Here is a 23,926-nt window from a genome sequence, read left to right as displayed (position 1 = left end):
ACGCAACCCGCACTAGAACGGGGTGCGCGGGCCCGCGCCGGGAGAAGGTCGCGGGGAGGGCACGTCATCGGGAGGCCGGGTTGGGTGAGGGTGCGCAGATCACCTGTGTCGCGCTGGGGATCGGAGGGTGGGAACGGCTGAACACCCCCGAGCGGATACGGGCGAGGGCGGAGGCCGCCCGGAGGATGGGGCGGATCGGGCACGGGCGGCCGGAGGCGATGCTCGCCGCCGGCCCGACGCTGGTGTTCGTGCACCGCGTGGAACCCGCCGCGGCGGCGGTGACGCTGGTGGACGCGCTGCGCCGGCACGGCGCGGGCCGGCCGGGCACGCGGGTCAGCGTCACCGGCGGCTCGGCGGGCCCGCGGTCGGGCGCCGAGGCGGTCGCGGAGGCGGTCCGGCTGCTGGCGCGGGCGGGCGAGAGCGAGGTGCCCGTCACGATCCTGCTGAGCGATCTGCTGCACTGGCACGTCGCCCGGACCGCCTCGTCCCTGCCACCGTTCCAGCGGGTCCGCGGGACGGCCTTCGGCCCCGACCACTGGACCTGGCCGGCGGACGGGACGACGGCGGAGACACCGGGCGGGAGGCGGGTTCCGGCGCTGTGGCGGCGGGCACGCGGGTTGATGCACCGCGGCGATCACGCCTCGGCGATGGACGTCCTGGTGGACCTCCTCGCCGTCCGGCCCGGCCCGGAGCCGCTGCTCGCCCTCGGGCGGTGCCATCTGGAACTCGGCGGGCGGCGGGCGGCGCTTGAGACGTGCCGGTACCTGCTGCGGCGCTATCCGCTGACGCCGGACGCGTATCCGCTGATGGACCTCGAAGAGCAGGACGACGTGGCGAGGGGGTTTCTCACCGCCGGGCTCCGCATCGTCCGGGCGCGCCCGGCCCTGGCGGCCGAGCCGGAGCGGCTGGAGCACGACCTGCTGCTCGCGCTGGCGGCCCGCGCCTACCGGCGGGGCGAGCGCCGCGAGGGGGACCGGCTGGTGAACGAGGCGGCGCAGGCGTACCCGGCGGGCGGCGCGCCGCTGCGGGTGCTCGCCGTCGAGGCGCTGCGCCGCGGCGACCGGGAGGGGGCGCGCGGGCTGCTGGCCGCCGCGCTCGCCCGGACGCCCGGGACGTCCCGGACATGTGTCCCGTGACCCTGTTGCACGCCGCGGACGCTGCCATACTTGGTCCCCGTCCGGCGGTGTCCGGTCCCCTCGGGCCGGTGCGGCGACGCGCGCGTGTGCTGAGGAGACGTCCATGACGAGCTCCGGCTGGCATCACCTCTCCTTCCTGGGGAGGCTGTCACCATCGGCTCGCGACGCGGTGCTGCGGCTCGGGCTGCCGAAGACCGTGCAGCGCGACGAGCCGCTCATGCGGCAGGGCGAGCCGGGCACGGCGGTGTACGTGCTGGTCGACGGCAGGGTCGCCGTGACGAGGGTGGTGGAGAACGGAGCCCTGTCCCTGCTCGGCATCCGGCACCGAGGCGATCTCGTGGGCGAGATGGCGGTGATCGACGACGGTGTGCGCACCGCCACCGTGACCGCGCTCGACCGCTCGGTCGTCTCGGTGATCCCGGCGTCGTCGTTCCTGACGTGCCTCAAGGAGCACCCCGAGGCGATGCTCGCGCTCAGCGCGATGACCGGCGACCGGCTCACGCTGGCCAACATCTACCGTGCCGACGCGGCCGCGTACGCGGTCGAGGTCAGGCTGGCGCGGGCCCTGCTGTACCAGGCCCGGCGCTCGCTCGACCGGGAACACGGCCGGCTCGTCGTCAAGCTCCGGCAGAAGCAGTTGGCGATGCTCATCGGCGCCCAGGAGGGCACCGTGCAGAAGGCCCTGCGGGGGTCGGCGCTGCGCGACCTCGTCCTGTGCGGCCGCGGCCGGGTGCTCCTGCTGGACGTGCCGGGCCTGGCGCGGCTGGCCGAGATGGAACCGCCTTCCGAGCTGTGCCCCTGACCGCCGCCGCTCCCCGCGGGCCGCGGTGGAGCGCCCGCGAATACGGCGGCTTGTGAGCCGAATTCCCGTTGTCCGTACTGATGCGGGTTGTGATGCCCCCTGTGCCGGGAGACTCCAGGCCACGACGGGAAGGGGTGGCGATGGGGTCGGCATCACGGGGGCCGGGATCACGGCGGTCGCTGTGCGCGGCACTGGACATCAAGGGGTGGAGCGGGCGTCTGGTCCCCGAGCAGATCCGCGCGCAGCAGGCCCTGGTCAGCGTGGCGATGACGGCGTGCCGGGAGGCGGGGCTGCCCGAGCGGATCGTGCAGAGCAGCGGCGACGGCGTGCTGATCCTGCCGCCGAGCGACATCGACGAGACCGCGGTCATCCCGGCGCTGGTCGCGGAGCTGGAGGTCGCGCTCTGGCAGGAGAACCGGTTGCTCGCGCGGGCCGCGCGGATCCGGCTGCGGCTGGCGTTGACGAGCGGGCTCGTCATTCCCGGCCCGGCGGGCTTCAACGGGGCCGCGGTGATCGACTGCTTCCGGCTGCTGGACGGCCCGCCGGTCAAGGCCGCGCTGGAGGACTTCCCCCAGGCGCAGCTCGCGGTGATCGTGTCGGATCACCTGTTCCAGGACGTCATCCGCAACGGGTTCCGGTCGCTGCGGGCGGAGGACTTCTGGCGGGTGCGCAGCTCGCTGCCCGCCAAGGGGTTCTCCATGGACGCCTGGCTTTATGTCTCCGACCGCACCGGCGGCCCCGCGTCCGGTCCCGCCCCCGGTGACGCGGCCGGTGCCGCGCCGGAGCACGGGCCGGAGCACGGGCCGGGCACGAGGCCGCAGGGCGAGCCGGACGGCAAGGTCGCGGAGGCGTGGGCGCTGCTCCGGCAGGGGCGGCCGGAGGACGCGATGCGCCTGCTGGACGAGGTCGCGCCGGACGACCCCCGGGGCTGGACGGCGCTGCTGGACGCGCGGGCCGAGACGCTGATGCGGCTGGGCCAGTTCGCGCGGGCGCGGCTGGACCTGGAGGAGCTGCTCGGCATGACGGAGGATCCGGTGTCGCCGCCCGGCCCGGCGGCGCTGCTGCGGCTCGGCCGGTGCCACACCGCGCTTGGAGCGCTGCAGGAGGCGCGGCAGACGTGGATGTTCCTGCTGGAGCACCGGCCGGCGTCGGTGGAGGCCCACCTGGAGCTGGGACGGCTGGAGCGGCGGGCCCAGCGGTACGGCACGGCGCAGAACTACCTGGTGGAGGGGCTGCGGCTGGTCCGGGCGGAGCCTCCGGCGGACCGGCCCGCGGCGGACCGGCTGCTGGACGAGTTCCTCCGGGAACTCGCGGCGCTCCCCGTCGCGGACGACCCGCCCGAAGGCGACCCGTCCGGAGGCGAGCCGTCCGGAGGCTGCCCGCCGGGGGCCGGGCCGCCTGGGGACGAGGTGTCCGGGGACGGTGCGGGCGGGGCCGCGGCCGAGGACGCCGGCGATGACGCCCGGCACCCGAGCAGCCAAATCTAAAAGACAATTCTAAAAACCGGCTCTACTTAAAACAGGTCAATCACCTCCCTAAGTAGGTCAATTCGGACATCTGGCAATTGTCACTCTAAAAGCGAATGTCGATCGGCAATTGGTAACAGTCGGATAACTGACGTCGATTCCGATGTTGTACTTCGGCGATCATCGGGAAAGGTGGGGCTACGGGGTGGTCAACTCGCCATTGCACAGGGGTTCTGGAGAATGATGCAAAGAACGGGCCGCGCTTTCGCGTGCCCAGCGCGGCGGATCGCCGTGGTAATAACGATCTTGGCCGCCCAGATGTGGCCGCTCGTGACCTCCGATACGGGCGCGCACGCGTCCGCCGCGGCCAATGCCGCGAACACGGCCGGCAGGGCCGTTCCGGCCGCCGCGGGGCTCCGCGCCCCGGACCCCGAGCCGACGCTGATGGACGTGTCCATCCTGGTGGACGAGTCGGCAAGCCTCAGCGAGGCCGACGTCCGCGAGGAGATCAAGGCCGCCGGCACGATCGCGCTGGGCGGCCTGAACTCCCGCAGCCGCGTGTCGATCTACGGATTCGGCAGCCAGAACAAGCCCGGGCAGAACGCGATCACCGAGGCGTGCCCGCCCGTCGTCCTGGACAGTTCTGTGAAAAAGGACGCACTGGCGTCCTGTGTCCGGAAACTGCATCGCCGCGCCGAGAACGAGGGTGCCGACACCGACCACGCGGCGGCGCTGGCCAAGGCGCTCGGAGCGCTGGGCGGCGGGGGACCGGAAGGCGCGCTCAAGGTCGTCTTCCTGCTCACCGACGGGCGCCTCGACGTCCACCAGAGCCCCAATTACGGACGTGTCGAATCCGACCGGAACCGGGAGGCGCAAAAGCAGGTGGACACGCAACTCGCGCTCGCCTCCTCCTCCCATGTCCAGGTATGGCCACTCGGTTTCGGGGACGATATCGACCGGACGGCACTGGACGGTTTCGCGACCGGCGGCTACCAGGGCGGGTGCGACGGCCGGTCCGCCTCCAAGCCGAAGGCCCGGGTCGTCCACGACTCCGGGGACGTGCTGCGCTCGCTCGCCGAGGCGTTCGCCGCGGCCGGCTGCCTCGGCGTCAGCCGCAGCGACGAGACGACCCTCGGGGCCGGCCAGACCCGCGAGCTGAAGATCGACATCCCCGTCATCGCGACCGACGGCAGCATCACCGTGGCCAAGGGCGACCCCCGGGTCCGCGTCGACTTCCGCGACCCGGACGGCAACACCGTGCCCGGCAACGGGCGCAGCGGCGACTCGGAGTTCCGGCGGGCCGGCGAGAACGGGACCGTCGAGACCCTCAACATCGTCAACCCGCGCAACGGAACCTGGAAGGTCCGGCTCACCGCGCCGGACCGGCTGGAGAGGCAGCTGGTCAGCGCCACGGCGATCTGGCAGGGCGCGGTGAGCTCCTCGCTGGTGGTGGGACCACAGAGCGCGCAGACCGGTCAGCGGCTCACCGTGTGGCTCTCGCTGGTCACCCGGCGTGGCGCGATCACCGACGCGAAGGCGCTCGCGGGCCTGAACTTCACCGTCCAGGCCGCCGGGCCGTCGCTGCCCGCGCCACAGAACATCGTCATCCGCGACGACGGCAAGGCCCCCGACGACCGGGCGGGCGACGGCCGGTACGCCGGGACGTTCACCGCCCCGCCGCGCCCCGGCGACCTCACCTTCACCGGGGTCGTCAGCGGCTACGGCGTCCGCGCCGAAAAACTCCCGGTGACCGTCGCGGTCAGCGCGGAGCCCCCCGCCCTGCGGGGCCGCGTCGAGTTCTCCTCGGGCGCGGTCGTGTATCCGGGCCAGGAGGTCCGCGGCAAGGTCACGATGGAGAACAGCGGTGCCCCGGTGCGCGGCCGGCTGGTGCTGGAGGGGTCCGGGCGCGCCCGCGCGTCCCTCGGCGGCGGCACCGAGCTGAACATCGGGCAGGGCACCACGACGTCCCCGTTCACGGTGCGGTTCCCGGCGGACGCCGGGCTCGGCGGCACCTCGCTGATCGTCAAGGTCGCCGACACCGCCGACCTGTCGAAGACGTACGCGAACGGGCAGCTCACCGTCACGGTGAAGCCGAAGCCCGGCTGGCTCGAGCGGCACTGGTGGGAGCTCCTCGGCGCGGCCCTTCTGCTGCTCGCCCTCGGGCTGCTGCTCCTGCTGCGCCGCGGCGCCCGCCGTGCCCGCGCGGACGTGCGGGGGCTCCGCGCGTCCCTGCGGCGGGACGGCGAGGAACTCGCCGTCCTGAAGGCCCCGGCGAAGCCGTCGAACGAGTTCCGGCTCGTCGTGCACGACTCCGCGGACGGCTACCCGGGCCTGGACTATCCGCGGACCGGGCACCGGCCGGTGCGGGTCAGGCGCGGCGCGCCCGGAAAGGTCGTCGTCCAGCCCCCGGAGGGGCCGCGCTACGAGGTCGCGATCGGCGGGGAGGGCGAGCCGTTCGGGGAGACCGGCCTGCTGCTCGCGTTCACCGACGTGCGCCCGCGCCGGTCCGCCTGGTCGCGCCGTGCCGCGCGCCCTTCCGCCGCCCCTGGCCGGAACGGGACGCGGCCCGGCGAGGAGCGGCCGGAGCCCTCCGCCACCCCCGCACCGCCGAACCACGACGACCCCTGGCTCTAGCGGCCGGTCAGAAAGAAGACCCCCATGAAGCTCTACCAGCCAGTCCTGTTCGTGGGGCTCGGCGGCACCGGCTGCCTGATCGGGGCGGAGCTGGAGCGCCGGCTCCGCGAGGAGTTCTGCGGCCCCGACGGCACCGCGATCCAGCGGGTCCGCGAGGACGCCCTGCCCTACCAGCTGCCCGACTGCGTCCAGTTCGTCTACGCCGACGTCAACCAGGCCGACCTCGACCGGCTGCAGACCGGCGTGGTGCCGGGCCCGCAGCACGTGCCCGCCGTCCAGCGCACCGCGCACTACGTCAGGGGCCTGGTGCCCCGGGTGGACACCTATCCGGAGGTGGCGCGCAACCTGCGGCTGACCGCCGAGCGGGAGGTCGCGGCCTGGCTGCCGCCTGACCCGGGTGAGCCGCGGGTGACGCCGCTGCAGCGCGGCGCGGGCCAGCTGCCGACCATCGGCCGCGCCGCGCTGTTCGAGACGTTCCGCGGCGGTGCCGAGGCCGCCACCGCGGAGCTGAACACCGCGATCGGCCGGCTCTCGGGTCCGCAGGCCGCCACCGACCTCTACAAGATCGGCGGCCGGTCGAGCAACAAGAACGCGGTGGACGTGTTCGTCGCGTTCTCCGTGGCGGGCGGCACCGGCGCCGGCATCTTCTACGACTACCTGCACCTGATCGGGGAGCTGTTCGAGCGGACGGACCTGCGGCCCAAGATCTATCCGCTGGTGCTGATGCCGTCGGCGTTCGTCGACGGGCTCGGCGGCGGCCGCCCCGCCCAGCTGAACGCGGGCCGGGCGCTGCTGGACCTGTTCCGGCTCGTTGACCAGCAGAACGGCGGCGGCGCGCGGCGGGAGCTGCGCGGGCACACCGCCCGCACCGCCGTCGACCCCGACGAGGTGGCCGTGCACTACCCGGCGGGCGGGCGGATCACGCTGCGGCCCGGCACCGCGCAGACCGGGTTCCTGTTCTGCCGGCCGGTGGGCGCCGAGCCGGGCGACCTGCGCCGCTCGGTGGTGTCGCTGATGCTGTCGCTGCTCGGCACCGAGCTGGACCAGCGGGCCGCGAAGGGCGCCGAGCAGCACCAGTCGTTCGCCGACAGCTTCATCAACGCCAGCGTCGACCGGCAGATCCCCGCCGAGAACGGCATCGGCAACCGCGGGGTGTCCACCGCGCTGGTGGCGTCGCTGACGGTGCCGGTGGACGAGCTGGCCGATCTCGTCGCCGGGCGGCTGCTGCGCGCCGGGGTGGAGGACCTGCGCGGCCCGCTGCCCGGGGTGGAGTCGAACCGGGCGCTGATCCAGGAGTTCTTCGCGGTCGCGAACATCTCCGAGATCTTCACCCGGCCCGCGCAGGAGCACGCCGAGCCGGAGCCGGTCAACGGCGCGAAGGAGGTCACCGCGGCGCTCAACGACCGGGCGGAGGCGATGCGGGTGGCGCTGTCGCGGCTGCGCACCCGGCTCGATCGGGAGATCCCGGAGAAGGTCGGCGGGTTCGACCCCCGCGACGCCGTCCCCCGCATGCTCGGCAAGGTCGACCCGTTCCGGCTGGTGCGGGTCCTGTTCGGCAACCCCGACTCGGCGGACGAGGCGGAGCGGGGCGGCGCGATGGGCCTGATGCAGCGCCGCCGGGTCGAGCCGCCCGCGCCGGAGGGGCTCGGCGTGAACCCGCCGTCGCTGCCGACCCTGCGGGACCGCTCCCTCGGCATGGTGAAGGTGAAGTGGACCGACCCGGATCCGGTGGAGGCGCGGGAGCGCCAGGACGGGTGGTACCGCTGGCGGACCAACGTGCAGTGGACGGAGCCGTGGTCGCAGCTCGCGCCGCGCTGGCGCAAGCCGCTCGACCAGGTGGAGGCGGCGCTGCGCGGGGTGACGCGGGCGCTGGTCGAGCACGCCGCGCAGGACCGCGACCGGTTCCGGGACCGGGCCGCCGACCTGTCCAAGGCCCGGGTCGGCGTGTCGTACCTGCTGCCGCCCGGCGGGGACCTGGAGCGGTTCTACACGCGGGTGCTCCGCCGCATCACCGACGACCTGGTCGGCAAGGGCCAGCTCCAGCCGAGCGCGACCGGCGCGGACCTGCTCACCGTGCTGATCGGCGCCGACGGCTGGCGGGACGCCTACCGGACGGCATGGGACAGCAAGCCCGAGGCGGCAGTCTCGCAGCTGCGTGAACGGGTGAAAGCCGAGGTCAAGACCTACTTCCGGATGGCGGGGCAGGACCGCGCGCCGCTGCTTCCGACGCTGCACGACCTGCTGGCGCAGGCCGCCGGGCAGACCTCCGCCGAACTCAGTGAGGCCGAGCTGGAGGAGTTCCGCGGCAAGCTCGCCGGGCTGGTGCCCGCGAACTTCAGCCCGCAGGGCAGCGGCCGGCTGAAGGTGCTGGTGTCGTACCCGGCCGGGGCGGACGATCCGGCCATCGAGTCCTACCTGCGCGAGGCCGTCAACCTCCCGGCCGGGCCCGACCTCGTCTACGACTTCACGCACACCACCGCCGAGTCGATCGCGGTGGTGCTGTTCCGCTCCTCGATGGGCATCACCGACGTCCGCGAGGTGCGGGACGTCCTGCGGACCTGGGCGGACGCGGTGGAGCGCCCGCAGCGGCAGGACTACCTGAAGTGGCGGCAGCGGCTCGGCTACGACTTCGGCTACCTCGCCACCCACGAGGAGCACCGCGTGCAGATCCTGCACCGGCTGCTGTGCGCGATGTGGAACGACAAGGTCACCGTGGACGGCGACCCGGCCTCGCCGATCAGCGTGTCGGTCAGGCTGTCGGGCGGCGTGTCGATGACCCTGGAGCTGACGCCGCTGGAGCACGCGTCGTCGTGGGGCAGCCTGCTCCAGGCGTACGAGCTGTGGACGTTCGCCGACAACGCGGGCATCCGCCGCGACTTCTGCGCGCAGCTCATGCAGGAGGCGCCGTACGGGGTGGGCAGCCTGCCGAAGCGGCCCGGCGACCTGTACCTGCTGCTGCGCGACATGGCCGAGGGCCAGATACGCCGGATCGAGGCGATGCTGAGCGACCTGCACTCCTCCAGCCGGGCCCGCGCCATGCAGCTCCGCGACTTCTGGGCGCGCACCTACCCGGCCGCCCTGGACGCCGAGTTCACCGAGGTGTCCGCCGTCCGGGCCAACCTGCGCGCCCTGGAGAAGCCCGCCATGCAGGAGCCGGAGGGTGAACGGTGAGCCCGCGTGTCGTCCGGCTCGACCTGAGGGACTGCGACGCCGAGCAGGCCGCGGCCCGGGTGGCGGAGCTGCTGCGCACGTCCCAGGACCTCGGCATGCTGCTGGTCGAAGACACCGCCGCGGCGGTCGTCCGGCACCGGGCCGCGTTCGAGGCGCTGGACGCCTCCCGGCAGGTGGGGCAACTGCTGTGCCTGGTGGTGGGCCGGCAGGCGCGCGACGTCGGCGCCGGGCCGGCCGTGCTCCGGCTGCCCGGCAACATCCAGCGGCGCACCCTGTGGGTGATCGAGGAGACCGGGGTCGACTGGCCGCTGCGCGCCGCCGCCCGCGCCCGCCGCCGCGACGGCCGGGACGGCACCGGGCTCGGCCGGCTGTCGGAGCTGCTGCGGCTGCCCGGCGTCTTCGAACGCACCTGCCGGCTGCTCGGCGAGGTGCCGTTCGGCGTCGCCGTCCCGGGCCTGTGGCTCACCGGGACCGGCGGGTCCGGGCAGGAGGACTTCCTGCTGGCGCTGCGGTCGGCGATCCGCCGGATGCTGGCCCCGGTCTCGCCCCCGCCCGTGCCGCGCGAGGAGGAACGTTCCGGAGGACGGGTGCCGCTGCGGCTCACCGGCGACGGCGTGCTGCGGCGCGCGCTCGACGACGCCGAATACGCGCTGGAGGACGCCCAGGAGGCGGCCGTGGAGCTGCCGAGCGCGCGCGCTCTGCTCCGGGAGGTGCCGGCGGATGTGCCGGTGCGGGCCGCCGGGGACCGGCTCGCGGGGGTGCGGGCCCGGCTCACCGAGCTGTTCCAGGCGGTGCCCGGCGACGACCGGATCACTGAGCAGCGCCGGGGCGCGATCGCCGCGCACGGCGTGGAGCCGCCGCCGATGGAGCCGTTCGAGGCGGGACCGTTCCGCGCGGAACTGCACGCGTGGCTGCGCGAAAGCCTCGCCGGGGGCGCCTCGCTGATCCGCATCGATCACCACCTGGGGGACTGGGCGGAGGCGCCGGAGGGCAGCGCCGCGCACCTGCGGCGCCTGCGCCGGATCTGCCCCGACGAGCTGCTGGACCGGCTGGGGAACCCGGCGCCGATGCCGCCGCCGCGGTGGTGGCTGGCGGTGGCGGGCGCGGCCTGCGCCGCGCTCGCCGGGCTGACCCCGCTCGGGGTCGCGGGCGGGCTGGTGATGGCGCTGCTGTGGACGGCGCTGGTCGCGCTGACGGTGATCCGCGGTCCCGGCGGCCGGCTCGACGCCTGCTCCCGGGAGCTCGGGCTGAACGCGTTCGGCGCGCTCGCCGGCGCGATCGGCGGCGGTCTCGGTGGTGCCGCCGGGCTGCCGGCCGCGGGCTGGTCCGCCGCGCTGGCCGCCGCCGTCGCCGGCGCGCTGGCCGCCGTCGTCCAGTCCTGGCGGTCACGCGCCATCCGGTGGGCGGACGGCAACGGCCTGGACGAGGCGGAGAAGGCCCTCCAGGACATGCAGCAGCTCCTCGGCCACGCGGTGACCGGCTGGGCGCGGCTGAACCGGCGGCTCGACGTCGTGGACGAGCTGAACGTGCTGCGGCAGGGGCTGGGCGGGGTCCGGGAGAAGCTGGACGAGCGGGCCACCGACCTGGACAAGGAGGACCTCGGGCAGCCGTCCAGGTCGTTCGAGTCCTACGCCGAGACCGTGCGGTTCTGGCTCGGCGACCTGGTCGGGGAGGCGGTGCGGCCCGCGTCGCGCGGCACGCCCGGCGACGCGGCCGACCGGCACGCGCGCAGGGAGGCCGGCCGGTTCCTCGACGACTGGGAGAGCGTGGTGGAGCAGGGCCTCCCGGTGGAGACGGTGCGGTTCGTCACCGACCCCCGGCCGGTGGCCTCCGTCGACGGGGAGGACCTGGCCTTCCTCATCGAGCAGCTGTCCTACGACCCGGCCGGGGAGATGTGGCAGCTGTGCGCGCCCGAGGACCTCGGGCTGCTGGACACCTCGCCGGGGCCGCGCACCGTCCGGTTCGGGCCGAGGTCGGCGGCGGGCGGCCGGGACCTGCCCCCCGACACGGTGCTCGTGTCGTCGTCGGCGCACTGCGGGGTGCTGCGGCTCGTCCCGCTGAGCCCGCATGTCGTGGAGTGGACCTGGGTCGAGGACGGCGCCGGGGACGAGCCCGGTCACGGCGCAGGCGTGGCGGGAGGTACGGCGTGAGCGTCCGGCTGAACTACCGCGACGTCCACGGGACGCTCGTCGAGACGAAGGCCGTCGAGACGGGTGAGGCCGAGCCGCCGCTGCGGCCGCCGCTGGAGGCCGTCCGGCTCCGGCTGGAGATGCCCGACCGCGTCGTCCCGGTCCGCCGCGTCCACCCGGTCGACCGCGGGCCGGGCGGGCTGGCCGCGGGGTACCGGCAGCTGGACGGTGAGATCCTCGCCGGGCTGCGGCTGGCCCGCCTGTGCGACGGCCGCCCCTATCCGCGCTGCGTGTCCCGCCTCGTCGGCTACGACGCGGACGCCGCGGAGCCGTTCGCGCTGCTGGAGCCGCTGCGCGGCGCGGAGGCCGGATCCTTCGCCGGGACGCTGCCGACCGAGCAGCGGCGGCGCTTCCAGGTGGGGCTGCTGCGCGCGGTGCGGCTGCTGAACACGGCCGGGATCGCGCACCGCGCCATCGGCCCCGGCACCGTCCGGTGGGACGGCGACGACGTGCAGATCACCGACTTCTCGCAGGCCGCGCCGATCGGGGCGCCGCGCACCGTCGCCGGGGCGCTGCCGTGGCAGGCGCCCGAGCAGCGGCCCGAGACGCCGCCCGGCTGGGACCGCGGCGTGATCGGCCCGAACGACGACATCTGGGCGGCCGGGCTGCTGATCTTCTACGTGCTCACCGGCGAGGAACTCGACGACCGGGCCAGGCTCGCCGGCCGGCCGGAGCTGGAGACGCTGCTCGCCGGGGTCATCGACCCGCCGGAGCGCCGGCCCGGGGCGCAGGCACTGCTGCGCAGGCTGGGGGAGGCGGACCCGCCGCCGCGTCCGCTCGCGCCCGACCCGGCGTTCGCCCGGGGCCGCGCCGAGTTCTTCGCGCAGCGGCACCGCAAGCACCCGCACACCGCCCGGGACTCCGCGCCCGCGGCCCGCACGCCGTCCGCCTCCGCCTCCGCCCCCGCCCGCCCGGCCGAGTCCCCGGCCCCCCGGCTGCCCGGCGGCCCCTGGCTGCTGTGGGCCGGGGTCGCGGCGCTGGCCGTCGTCGCCGTCTACCTGATCGTGGGGCGGTGACCCGTGGCCACGTCACTGCTGCATCAGACGCTGTATCGGTGGGGACAGACCGGCCGGTTCGGCGACATGAGCGAGGTGGGTCTCTGGCCGGTGGCGAGTTCGCTGGACCCCGCGTCCACCGACGAGCTGCGCCACTGGCACGAGCGGGTCAAGCCGTGGCTGAGCGCCGGCGCGGGCGGCAGGCCGCGGTCCAGCCACTTCTACGCCGCGTTCGGCGACGACGCGGTGCTGATCAGGCGGGTCCGGCCGGGCGCGGCCCGCACCGCCGCCGCGCACCTGCTGCTGGGGCCCGCCGGGGTGCTCACCCCCCGGCTGGCGCTGGAGCTGCGCGAGTGGACGTGGGCGCCCCCCGACCTGCCCACCCGCGCCCCGATGGTCAACCCCAACACGCTGCGGGCGCACCGGTCCCCCCTCGGTGAGAAGGCGCGCTCGGACGCGCTGCAGGAGCCGCTCGCCGCCCTGCTGTCCCACGTGCTGACCGGGCCGGGGACGATCGAGGCCCCCGCCACCGGCGACGCCTTCGCGCTGCTGTGGGCGATCGACGACATCTGCACCGTGCTCGGCTCGGGGCTGCGGGACTGGCCCGAATGGTCGGCCGGGTTCGAGACGTTCGCGGAGCGGCGCGAGGTGCCCGGCCCGCCGGGACTGTTCCTGCGGTTCCTGCCGGACGCGCCGGCACCGGCGCCCGAGCCCCGCACCCACACGGCGGCGCTGTTCCTCGCCCGCATGTACGGGCGGGGCGGCACCGACGCGCTGCGGAGGCTCCGCTCCACCGAGGGCCTGAACGGGCTGGACACCATGGCCGCGCGTGTCGCCCGGCTGCTCAGCACGGTCGCCGGGCCGGTCGTCCCCCCTTCCGCGCCGGGACGGCCCCGCCCGTCCGCGCAAGCCGCACCCGCACCGCCCTCGTCCCCCTCACCGGGCACCGGGCGTCCCGACTCCGGCACCGGCACCGGCACCGGCACCGGCACCGGCGAGCGGGTCTCCTGCCCGATCTGCCTGGGCAAGCTCGACTGGGGCGGTCTCCCCCTCTACACCTTCGACCAGAGTCTCGCCCAGTACGTCAGGCTGAACCTCCCGAAGGACGCCAACGCCGAGCAGCGGGCGCGCCTGCTGCGGACGGCCGCGGTCCGCTGCCCCAATCCGGGCGACATGACGGGCACCCACTACCTGCCCGCCGGCTACGGGCGGTACGGGTCCCCGGCGGTCTTCGGGTTCATCGGCGGCACCACGTCCGGGAAGACGCACCTGGCCGCCGCGATGGTCGCGGCGATCGAGCGCGGCGCGCTCGGCGCCTACGGGATCACCGCGCAGCCCGTCGACCTGGACCGGCACCAGGCGTTCCTGCGCGACATGGTCCACCCGCTGTTCAGCGAGTCGACCCGGCTCGCGCCGACCCGGGAGGGCGAGGTCGCCTTCGCGGACGCCTTCGTGATGTCCTGCGGCGACCGGCCCCGCGCGGTGGCGCTGTTCGACGTGGCGGGCGGCGAGCTGAGCAACGTGGGCGACGCCAAGCGCTTCCTCGACATCGCGGACGGGCTGATCTTCGTGGCGGACCCGAAGCGGTTCACGCCGGGCAGCCTCGGCGACCCGGCGTTCAACACGGTGCTCAGCCTGCTGCGGGCGTCGGGCCGGCTGCCGAAGGTGAGCGCCGCGATCGCGCTGAACAAGGCCGACCTGTTCCGGTTCGACGATCCGATCGCGCACTGGCTGAGCCGCGACGCGGCCGTCCTCGACTCCGCAGAGGTGCTGGAGGAGAGCGCCGACGTGTTCGGCTACCTGCACCAGCGGGACGCGGAGGCGTGGACGCGCCCCTACCAGGAATGCGAGCGGGCCACCCTGCACGTCGTGTCGGCGACCGGGACCGACGCGATCGAACGCGGCGTCCGGCCGCTGCGCGTGCTGCGTCCGCTCGTCGCGCTGATGGCGATGACCGGCCTGCTGACCACCGCCGAAGCCCAGAACATAGGAATCTGAGATGACCGAGGAATTCATCGAGCAGATCGAGTTCCGCTGGGACCACGACTACGACCTCACCGGGATCGCCTCCTCGTTCCGCTCCAACGAGGACTTCCGGGGGTGGAACGGCCTGCTGAAGCCGTACGCGGGGGTCTCGGGGCGGGGCGGGGCCGCCGCCGCGGAGGCGCCGTCCAGTGCCGTGTACCTCACGTTCGGGGACCGGGCGGCGCTGATCCTGCGCTCCGTCGATCCGCACGCGCTGCGCGTCGAGTCCGACCGCGGCCCGGCGCGCGGCGCCGGCGCCGGCCGGCTGGATGTGGTGGCGCGCGCCCTGGTCGGCCCGGGCAGCCTGCTGACCGCCGAGGTCGCGATGGGGATCGCGGCGACCGACCCCCGCCAGGTGTTCCCCGAACCCCTCGGGCAGGTCGGGTACGGCGCGCCGATGGATCCGCTGAGCTTTTCGTTCCTGCGGGACAGGTCGGCGTCCGGGGAGGAGGAGATGCGCGAGCGGGCGCGCACCGTGCGCGGTCTCGCGCCGCTGGTCGCGGCGGTGCTCGCCGACCCGGCCCGGCCCGTGACACTGGTGCTGCCAGAGGACGATATCCGCAGCCCCCTCCGGGAGAGCCGGGCGCTCGCGCTGCTGTGGGCGGCGCGGCGCGTCCTGAAGATGATGCTCACCGATGCGACCGGCTCCGCCACCGACGGGTGGCGGGCCACGTTCTCCACCTGTGAGGCGCCGCTGAGCGGTGGGGACGGGCGGCAGGAACTCGCGCTCGCGTGCCGTGAACGGGGTCTGGACCGGCCGCCGCTCAACGACGCGCCCCGCGAGGTCCGTCCCGACGATCCCATCGTCGGGCGGGGAGACCACCTGTCCACCGCCGCGGGTCTGCTCGCGGACGCCTACCGGGCGTACGGCGACAGCTGCCAGAAGCTCATCTCGCAGGCGGTCGGCGGCTGCCGGACCCTCCAGGAGAAGATCGAGGCCGTCGCGTGCAGCAGCGCGATCACCAAGGCCATCGACTCCGATCCGGCCCCGGTGCACCGGACACCCCCGCAGCGGCCCCTGACCCGGCAGCCCCCGGCACAGCGGGCGTGGGCACGGCAGGACACGGCAGGGCAGGACACGGCAGGGCAGGACACGGCAGGGCAGACGGCCGCGGCCTGGGTCTCGTCCGTCCAGGAGCCGCCCGCGCCACCGCGCGGTGACCCGTACCTCGCGCGCCTCTACCAGATGCTGAAGGAGACCCAGGACGGTCCCGGCGCGCTGCGGATCATGGACTGGATCGCCGCGCGCACCGAGCGGGGCGGAGTGCTCGACGCCAAGGGCTTCTCCTCCGTCCTGCGGACCATGGGCGAGGCCGGCTGGTTCGCCGACCGGCTGGACGGCATGGCCGGCGGGCCGCACCGGATGGCCGACCTGATGCGCCCGCTGTTCGCCGCGGGAACCGGCGACCGGGAGCTTGAGGACCAGCTGAGGCGGTGGCACCTGAACGGAGGGCTGCCGCCGGTGATCGCGGACGCGCTGGGCCTGCTCGCGGCGCGGCTGGAGCCGGACCGCGCCGACTGGCTGGCGGAGCACTGCATCGAGTACACCGTGGGGCAGAGCCCGCCCGACTCCTTCGATGGCGACGCGCACGCGCCGCCCCGGCGCGAGGCGCCCGTGCAGGCCGTGCTGCGGCTGCCCGGCCGGATACTGCCCGCCGACGTGGCCGGCGCGCTGACCTGGCTGTCGCCGGTGCTGCTCGCGGTCCTGCTGCTGCTCATGGTCTGACGCCGATGCCCGGAAGGTTCCAGAAACTCCGCGTTCTTCGCGTCCCGCTCGCGGTGGCCGGACTGGCCGGCCTGCTCGGCTCCGCCGTCGTGCTCGGGGAGACCGGCGGCGGCGACCCGGCCGACGCGGTCCGCGCGAACGCGCGGCTGGTCCACTGCCTGTCCGACAGGCAGCGCCCGGCGCTGGTGAAGACGGCGATCCGGCTCGGCGAGGCGGCGCCCGGCAGCACCGACACGGCGTTCCGCCCGGTGCGCGACGGCCGGGTGAAGGCGGTGACCACGCTCGACAGGTGGAGCGAGCAATCCCCCGGGGCGTTCACCCGTGCGTGCAAGCCGCTGGCCGCGCTGACCGCCGCCAAGACGCTCCAGGACCCGGCGCCGAAACCGCCGCTGTGGCGGCGGATCCTGACCAACCCGGTGGTCACCCTCCTCCTCGGCTCCGCCCTCACCTTCGCCACCACCTGGTCGGCCGCCCGGACCGCGCGCCGCCAGACCCTCACCGACCAGCTCGTCACGGCCGCCGCCGAATACCTCAAGGCGGCGCAGGCGGTCCGGCTGGCCCGCGCGCGTGAGAAGCCGTCGGACGAGGCGGGGCTGGAGGGCCGCCGGGTCGACCTCGGCACGGCGATCCTGCGGGCCGGGCTGCCGGGCGCCGAACGGCACCGCCTCGGTGCGCTGCTCAGCCAGGCGCACGAGACGCTGATCCGGGACGAGTTCCGCCGGGAGGCGGCCGAGAAGCGGCTCCGCCTGCTGGAGACCGGGCTGGGCAGGGCGGTCCGCGGCGAACCTGTCCCCGGCGACGCGCCGGCCGGAGCGGACACCGAGCCGGCGGAGCAGAGCGCGGGGGGCCGGCCATGAACCCGTTCGCCGGCGGCTTCGACGGGATGGAGCCCTGCTGGAACAGCGAAAGCTGCCCCTACTCGGCGCACGACTTCCTCCTGTTCGACAACGCGCCGGAACCGCCCCCGCTTGAGCAGGTCCGGGGAAGCGTCCTGCTCCTCGCGGGCTCGTCCGGCCATGGAAAGTCCGTCTACGGCCATCGGCTGCTCCACGAATACGGCGCCCAAGGAATGAAACCGTTCGACCTGCTGGGCGAGGGGCCCTTCCAGCAGTGCCTGGCACGGCGGCGGCAGGTACTGCTCAAGTTGCGCAGCAAGAACGGCCCCCTGGACGAGGAGGACATGGCCAACGCGCAGGTCGACGACGCCGGCTGGGCGGCCAAGCTGCGCAACGTCATGTGCGGCGCGGGCGGGGAACTGGTCGTGCGGTTGCCCTGCATCATGCAGGACACCTCCGACGTCGAGGCCCGGATCGGCTGGGAGATCCTCCAGTACGGAATGGCCGCGCAGCGGAGCAAAAGCGTCTTCATCTACGAGTACAACGCGAGGGCCTGGCCCGGCGACTGGGAGAAGCTCCGCAAGGAGATCGAGCTGAGCCGTGACGTCAAGGTGCGCAGCTGCGTCGTGGATCCGGTCACGCCGAACGAATTGTGGACGTATGTGAAGGGCGTCATGGACAGCTCCCCGCACAAGCAGATCACGTTGGACACCGATGTCGCCGAATGGCTGAAGTACATTTTCGGCCAGTGCTCGCTGCACCCGCAGAGCGTGCACGGGCTCATGCGCCGGATCTTCAACAACGCCATAGCCGAGCCGAGCCCGAAGGTCACCCTGAACCATCTGATGCCGGAGGTCATCCGGATCGGGGGTGAGGCGGCATGAACGCCGGCGCCGCCCCCTTGGCCGATAACCCGTTCCCGGTGCGGCCGCCCGACCTCGGCACGCACGACCCGGCCTGCCCGGGGCCCGAACGGCAGGACGGGTACATCCCGTTCACGGGCCGTCCGAACCCGCCGGACGTCGCGGGTGGCGGCGTCGTGCTCATCGGGGGACGCCCGCATCTCGGCAAGTCCGTCCTGGCCCACCGCTGCCTGCACCGCTACGCGGCGGCAGGGTACGTGCTGGTCGATCTTTCCGGCCGGGCCGTCGACGACATCGGCGGCCCGGTGGAATGCCTCGCACGGATGCGCGACATCCGTTCGCTGCCGGACGAGGTGCGGGCGGCGCTGCGGGAGGTGCGGGCGGCGGAGCCGGTCGAGGGCCACCACGAGTTCGGCCGCGCGCTCGGCGGGCGGCGCCTCGTTGTCCGGCTGCCCCGCCCGGACCCGAGCCTGCGTCCGCCCACGATCGCCGCCCGGGTCCTGGAGTACGCGCGGGCCGCGGCCACCGCGAACGCCGGCGTGTACCTGTTCGAGTTCCCCTTCTGGCTGGAGCGGGACTGGGGGCAGGTGCGGGAGGGCATCGCGCGCAGCGCGGACGAGGGGCTCGTCACGTGCATCACCCTGGAACCGTTCAGCGACCGGGAGCTGATGGAGTTCCTGTGGGCGCGCGTCGGCGGGACGGACGCGCTCAACGAACTGTTCGACCTGGACCCGGCGGTGCTGCTCCGGTCGCTGGCACGGCACCGCGCCAGCCTCAGCCCGAACAACCTGACCTGGTTCCACGTCCTTTGCCGGCAGGCGTTCGAGGCCGCGATCGAGTCGGATGCGACCAAGGTCGCGATCCACCACTACCTCGCCGCGGCGGTCAGGATCGGTGCACCATGAACGAGACGCGCGCCACGGCCCGGCCCGTGGCAGGCGCCCGGCCGCGCAACCCGTTCCCGAAGGTGCCGGAGATCAGGCTCGGCGGCACCGGCGTCACCGTGCAGGTGGAGACCGGCGCCGTCCGCGCCGTCCGGCGGCTCGCCCTGGACTTCCTCACCTCCCGGGCCGACGACGGCGGCGACCCGGGCAACTCCGGGCGGGTGGCCGCGATCCTCGGTGAGTACGGCACCGGCAAGAGCCATCTCGCGTGGACGCTGATGGACGAGCTGGTCCGCATCGCCGGCACCCGGCCCGTCGTGCTCGTGGCGTCCGGGCAGCCGAGGGACACCGTCCTGTCGATCCACCGGCGGCTCCTCGCCCCGCCGGGATCGGGCGTCGACGGCCGGATCCGGCCGCTCGACACCGCGGCCGGGGTGCTGCTGTTCAGCACCGTCGAGCGGATGGTCGAGGACGTGTACGCGGGGCTGCGGCACGCCGCCGGGGCGGAGCCGGACGCGCCGCCGCCCGCCGCGTCCGACGAATTGCCGGTCGACGAGATGTGGCGGCTGCACGAGCGGCTGACGGAGATCGCTGAGGGCGACGAGGAACTGGCCACCGTCGTCAGCCTGGTCTGGCACCGAACGGCCGGGACGGCGGCCTGGCAGTGGCTTCGCGGCGCCGCGTCGCGCTCGGCGGAGGACGCGCGGCTGCTCGCCGACCGCGGCGTCCACTCCCCGCCCGTCGACAGCGACGCGCGGGCGCTGCGGGTGCTGCGGACGCTGGCCCGGCTGTGCGGCTGGAACGGGGGCCGGATGGCCCTCGTACTGGACGAGCTGCACCAGATCGGTTCGCGCGGTGGCGACGGGCCCGCGGAGGTCGCGGCGACGCTGATGGAACTGGTCGGCTGGGCGGGCGAGACGGGGGCGCTGCTCGCGGTGTGCGGGCTGCTCGACTTCTGGGAGGCGCTGCCGCAGAGCGTCCACGAGCGGGTGAAGACCAAGATCGTCCCGTCCGGGCTCACCGAGCCGCAGATCAAGGAGTACATTCGCGCCGCGCTGCACCCGGACGGCGCCGAGGACGCCGACCTGTACCCCTTCGGCCCCGAAGCCGTGGAGGAGCTGTGGCGGATCACCGAGGGGCATCCGCGCCGGACCCTCACCCTATGCCACCACACCTACGAGCTGACCTCCGGGACGCGGCTCATCGGCCCCCGCCAGGTCCGGGAGGCGAGCCGTTCCCTCTGCGCGCCCGACAACCCCGACCACGTCCGCGGCAAGCTGGCCGGGCTGTGCGTCGAACTCGGCTACCACGTGCGGCGTTTCCCCCCGTCCAGCCGGTCCCGGTGGGAGCCGGACCTGCGGGTGGGGTCCCGGCGGGGCGACGGCGAGTGCGCCATCGTGGTGAGCGGCCCGGTGCTGGAGAAGAAGGAGCTGACCGCGCTGCGCAACCGGGCGACCACGCTGGTGGGGAACAGCCGGGCGCATCCGCGCAACGTCGTGCTGGTGATGGCGGGACAGCTGGCCGCCACCTTCACCCGCCATGTCGAGGACGTGTTCACGCGTGTCCTGCACTGGGACGGCGACACGTTCCGCGACGATCTCGCCGCCACACTGCGTTCCTGTGTCGCGGCGGGCGATGATGCGGGGCTGTACGAGCTGGTCGCCGAGATGCGCCGGGAACTGCGGGAACTCCGCGAGCTGGGGACGCTGCCGGGCGCGGCCGCCGCCGCGCCGGAGCCGGTGGTGTGGACGGACCCGGACCGGCGGTGGCGCTTCCAGCGGGCGGACCTGCTCTGCCGGCGGGCGCTGGAGGGCATCGCGGCCGCCGACGCCACGACCCGGCGGTTCTGGCGCGACTATTTCCAGGTCGAGGGCAAGGGCGTCGCGCTGCCGCGGGCGGCCGCGTCGGGCGAGCGGTACGTGGCGCTGGGCGACCTCGGCTCCCTGTCGGTCCTCAAGGCCCTCGGCGCCCTGGCGCTCCTTGAGGGCGCGGTGGGGGAGTTCGCCGCCCGGGTCCGCGACCTGCTCGCCGACGAGGGCAGGACGATGCGCGACCTGCGCGGTGAGCTGAAAGTTCTGCACCGGGACTTCGACCACACCCTCCGCGAGGTGATCAGCATGTTCCCCGGCGAGTACCAGGACGAGCGGGACCTCGTCATGCGGGTGCTGGGCGTCAACCGCTCCCTGCTCAACCAGTATCTCGGCGGCCTCGGCGCGACCGTCTACAGCGCCGTCGTCGCCCCCGACCCCAAGGACGGCACATGAGCTACCGGACGGTCATGGCCGTGGACCTCCAGGGATACGGGTCCAGGCCGCAGAACGTGCAGGCGGTGCTGCAGGCGAACCTGGTCGAGTGCCTGCGGGACGCGGCCGGGAACGCCGGGCTGGACGCCGCGGGATGGGAGGAGCAGAGCGGCGGCGACGGGAGGCTCATGGTGCTTCCGCACGACGTCCGGGCCGAGGTGCTCGTGGGCCGGTTCGTCCGCGAGCTGAACGCCGAGCTGCGCGGCCGGAACCGGGTGGCGAGCGCGCAGGCCCGGACCCGGATGCGGCTCGCGATCCATCACGGGCCCGCCGCCCCGGCCGCGGGCGGGTACAGCGGGACCGCGCCGGTCGTCGTGCGGCGGCTGTGCGACGCCGATCCGCTGCGGGCGGCGCTGGACGCGGCGGGCACCGATCTCGGCGTGATCGTGTCCGCGTTCGTCTTCCGCGGGTCGGTCGAGGCGGGCATGACATCGCTGGACCCGGCGGCCCTGCGCCGGGTGCGGGTGCCCGGCCCGGCCGAGGAGGGGGACGGCTGGGTCTGGTTCCCCGGCGGCCCCGACCCGCACACCCTCGACTTCCCCGACGGCCTGGCCGGGCGGCCACCGGCCGGCCCGCCCACCGCCCCGCCGTCCGAGCCTCCGCCGTCCGAGGGCGCGCCGTCCGGGACCCCGCCGTCCGAGGGCGCGCCGTCCGGCTCGGTCCACGCGACGACGATCAACGCCCGCACCTACGTCGGCCGCGACCAGGTCAACTACAACTTCGGAGGCCGGTCGTGAGCGAACCGGACAGAGCCGGCGAGAGGGCGCCCGCCAGGGACAGCGACGGCGGCGCGGACGACGCCCCCGAGCGTCCGGAGGCCCGCGGCGACCGGGAGGAGAAGGCCGCGGAGGACAAGCCGCCGTCCCGCACCGACGTCCTCACCGAGCAGGGCCGGCGCGGCACGATCCAGGACCGGATCGGCACCGAGCGGGACGCGCTGTCGGGATACGTGCGGGCCGAGCGCTTCGTCGGCCGCGACCAGCACATCTACAACTTCGCCCCGGCGGGCGGGCGGCGCAGCCGGGTCGTCAGGCTCCGGCCGCACGACATCGCGGAGGCCGAGCGGGCCTTCGTCGAGCCCGTGGACTTCGCCGACCTGTGCCGCCGCGCCGGGGACCGCCGGGTGGTGATCCTCCAGGCCGGCCGGCACTCCGGCCGGTTCGCGGCGGCGCGGCGCCTGCTGTGGCTCCTCACCGGGGACGCGCCCGAGCGGGCGCTGTTCGGCGTGGACCCCGAGATCGGGCTGGACGAGCTGACGAGCGATGACCTCACCGAGGGCGCGGGATACGTGTACCGGGACCCGGCGCGGCCCGACGCGATCACCGAGTTCGGCCTCGACAAGGTCAGCGGGCTGCTGGAGGAGGCCGGCGCCCGGCTGGTGATCACGGTGGACCCGGCGTGGACGCTCACCGGCCCCCGCACGGCGGAGTGCGTGCTGCGGCTCGGCCGGGTCGGCGACCGCAGGGAGATCGCGCGGAGGCTGCTGGCGCTGGAGCTCGGCGAGGAGCGGGCCGGCGTGCTCCTCGCCGAGCCCGGCGTGCCGGAGCTCATCGACGCGCAGCTCGCTGAGGACGGCCCGCCCCGCCACGCGCGGACGGTCGTACGGGAACTGCTCGGCGCGCATCGGCAGTCGCTTCCGCTCGCCCGCACCGCCGAGCAGGCGCTGCGGCTGCGCGACGACGAGCAGCGCACCGAGTGGTTCGAAAGCCTGGACAGCCTCTCCCTGCAGTGCATGGCGGTGTCCACCGCGGTGCTGAACGGGGAGCCGTACGAGACGGTGGCGCTCGCCGCCATGCGGCTGAAGAACGACCTGGAGACCGACAACCCGCACGCCGACTCGCTGCGCGGGCTCGACGAGCCGCTGAAGCCGACCAAGCGCACCTGGCTGAGCAGGCTGGGCGCGCGCACCGTCCCCTCCACGGTCCGGCTCAGGTACGGGGCGACCGCACCCACGGAGGTGATCCGCTACCTGGACCCCTACGCGCAGGGCAAGGTGCTCGGGTACTTCTGGGCCGAGTTCGACGAGCAGCGTCCCCACCTGCTGGACTGGCTGCGCTGGTGCGCCGAGCATCCGCTGGAGAGCGTCCGGACCCGGACCGCCGTCGCCACCGGGTTCCTCGCCGCCCGCGGCTTCGACCTGGTCCGCGCCCTCGTGATCGAGCCGATGGCGCGGTCCCGGGACCCCCGGTACCGGACGGTCGCCGCCGCCGCCCTGCACGCCACCGTGACGCAGCGGCCGGCCCTGCGGGAACCCATCGAGGACCTGCTGCGCGGCTGGAGCGGGCCCGGCGAACCGGTCCAGCTGCGCGCCACCGCGGCCCGCGCCTGGCGGGTGGCCCACGAGGCCGGCGGGGCGTCCGCCGCGCTGGACCGGCTGGAGGAGCACGCCTCCGACGACGCCATCGGCGTCACCGCCGCCGTCTGCGAGTCCGTCACCGAGCTGTGGGAGACCGAGTGGGACGGCGCGCGGATCCCGGAGCGGCTGCTGGCCTGGGCCGCCGGGAGCGAGGAGGTCCGCGCGACCACCGCGCGGCTCGCGTTCCTCCTGGCCGCCGCGCAGCTCGTCCGGCGGCTGCCGGGCGACGGCTTCGACTGGCCGGGCCTGCTGCACATCGCCGCGATGGACACCGACCGGATGCGGGACATCGCCGCGCTCTGGCGGGACGTGCTCCAGGACACGGCCGTCCAGGACCCCGCCTGGGACGTGCTGGCCGAGTGGGCCCGCACCGCCGACGGGACACCGCTCGTGCGGCGTTCGCTGGCGCGCCTCGCCTGGACCGTCGCGAGCGACTCCCTGATCGCCGGACGCCTGCGCTACGCGGCCCGCGGCTGGGCCGAGGACGAGCACACCCGGAGAAGCTCCGCCGACGTACTGACCGCCCTCAACGGAAGGTGA

At 74.6% G+C, this 23,926-nt stretch carries 15 protein-coding genes; all 15 read left to right on the top strand.

The window, feature by feature from the left end:
• Positions 1-80: 80 nt before the first annotated feature.
• Positions 81-1,136 (top strand): tetratricopeptide repeat protein, encoded by a 1,056-nt coding sequence (locus ACQP1N_RS25565; RefSeq protein WP_131732990.1) that lies wholly within the window; start codon positions 81-83, stop codon positions 1,134-1,136.
• Between the two features lie 103 nt (positions 1,137-1,239).
• Positions 1,240-1,938 carry a Crp/Fnr family transcriptional regulator gene (locus ACQP1N_RS25560; protein WP_433227133.1) on the top strand — a complete coding sequence of 233 codons (699 nt, stop codon included), beginning with the start codon at positions 1,240-1,242 and terminating at the stop codon, positions 1,936-1,938.
• A 140-nt stretch (positions 1,939-2,078) separates the two neighbouring features.
• A complete protein-coding gene (locus tag ACQP1N_RS25555; protein WP_433227131.1) occupies positions 2,079-3,425 on the top strand; it encodes a tetratricopeptide repeat protein in 1,347 nt (448 codons plus the stop codon).
• Positions 3,426-3,734: 309 nt separating this feature from the next.
• Entirely contained in the window at positions 3,735-6,038 is a 2,304-nt protein-coding gene (locus ACQP1N_RS25550; protein ID WP_433227129.1) for a vWA domain-containing protein, read from the top strand.
• A gap of 24 nt (positions 6,039-6,062) precedes the next feature.
• Positions 6,063-9,209, top strand: a complete 3,147-nt coding sequence (locus ACQP1N_RS25545; RefSeq protein ID WP_433227127.1) for a tubulin-like doman-containing protein — start codon at positions 6,063-6,065, stop codon at positions 9,207-9,209.
• On the top strand, positions 9,206-11,359 hold the full coding sequence (locus tag ACQP1N_RS25540; RefSeq protein ID WP_433227125.1) for a hypothetical protein: 2,154 nt from the start codon (positions 9,206-9,208) through the stop codon (positions 11,357-11,359). The genes ACQP1N_RS25545 and ACQP1N_RS25540 overlap by 4 nt, the downstream gene beginning before the upstream one ends.
• Complete coding sequence (locus ACQP1N_RS25535) at positions 11,356-12,414, top strand: hypothetical protein (protein ID WP_433227123.1); 1,059 nt, start codon at positions 11,356-11,358, stop codon at positions 12,412-12,414. The genes ACQP1N_RS25540 and ACQP1N_RS25535 overlap by 4 nt, the downstream gene beginning before the upstream one ends.
• Before the next feature lie 3 nt (positions 12,415-12,417).
• The gene (locus ACQP1N_RS25530; protein ID WP_433227121.1) at positions 12,418-14,391 is read left to right on the top strand and encodes a hypothetical protein; all 1,974 of its coding nucleotides are present in this window, start codon (positions 12,418-12,420) and stop codon (positions 14,389-14,391) included.
• A 1-nt stretch (position 14,392) separates the two neighbouring features.
• Entirely contained in the window at positions 14,393-16,144 is a 1,752-nt protein-coding gene (locus ACQP1N_RS25525) for a hypothetical protein (protein WP_433227118.1), read from the top strand.
• Positions 16,145-16,149: 5 nt separating this feature from the next.
• Positions 16,150-17,001 (top strand): hypothetical protein, encoded by an 852-nt coding sequence (locus ACQP1N_RS25520; RefSeq protein ID WP_433227116.1) that lies wholly within the window; start codon positions 16,150-16,152, stop codon positions 16,999-17,001.
• Positions 16,998-17,864 (top strand): hypothetical protein, encoded by an 867-nt coding sequence (locus ACQP1N_RS25515; protein WP_433227109.1) that lies wholly within the window; start codon positions 16,998-17,000, stop codon positions 17,862-17,864. The genes ACQP1N_RS25520 and ACQP1N_RS25515 overlap by 4 nt, the downstream gene beginning before the upstream one ends.
• Complete coding sequence (locus ACQP1N_RS25510; protein WP_433227107.1) at positions 17,861-18,748, top strand: hypothetical protein; 888 nt, start codon at positions 17,861-17,863, stop codon at positions 18,746-18,748. Before ACQP1N_RS25515 ends, ACQP1N_RS25510 begins: the two co-directional genes overlap by 4 nt.
• On the top strand, positions 18,745-20,991 hold the full coding sequence (locus ACQP1N_RS25505) for a hypothetical protein (protein ID WP_433227105.1): 2,247 nt from the start codon (positions 18,745-18,747) through the stop codon (positions 20,989-20,991). Before ACQP1N_RS25510 ends, ACQP1N_RS25505 begins: the two co-directional genes overlap by 4 nt.
• On the top strand, positions 20,988-21,767 hold the full coding sequence (locus ACQP1N_RS25500) for a hypothetical protein (protein ID WP_433227103.1): 780 nt from the start codon (positions 20,988-20,990) through the stop codon (positions 21,765-21,767). Before ACQP1N_RS25505 ends, ACQP1N_RS25500 begins: the two co-directional genes overlap by 4 nt.
• Positions 21,764-23,926, top strand: a complete 2,163-nt coding sequence (locus ACQP1N_RS25495; protein ID WP_433227101.1) for a hypothetical protein — start codon at positions 21,764-21,766, stop codon at positions 23,924-23,926. The genes ACQP1N_RS25500 and ACQP1N_RS25495 overlap by 4 nt, the downstream gene beginning before the upstream one ends.

This window comes from Actinomadura formosensis, assembly GCF_050948385.1.
Classification (GTDB): Bacteria; Actinomycetota; Actinomycetes; order Streptosporangiales; family Streptosporangiaceae; genus Spirillospora; species Spirillospora formosensis.
The sequence above is the reverse complement of the archived record's forward strand: the minus strand, read 5'-3'. Positions and strand labels throughout refer to the sequence as shown.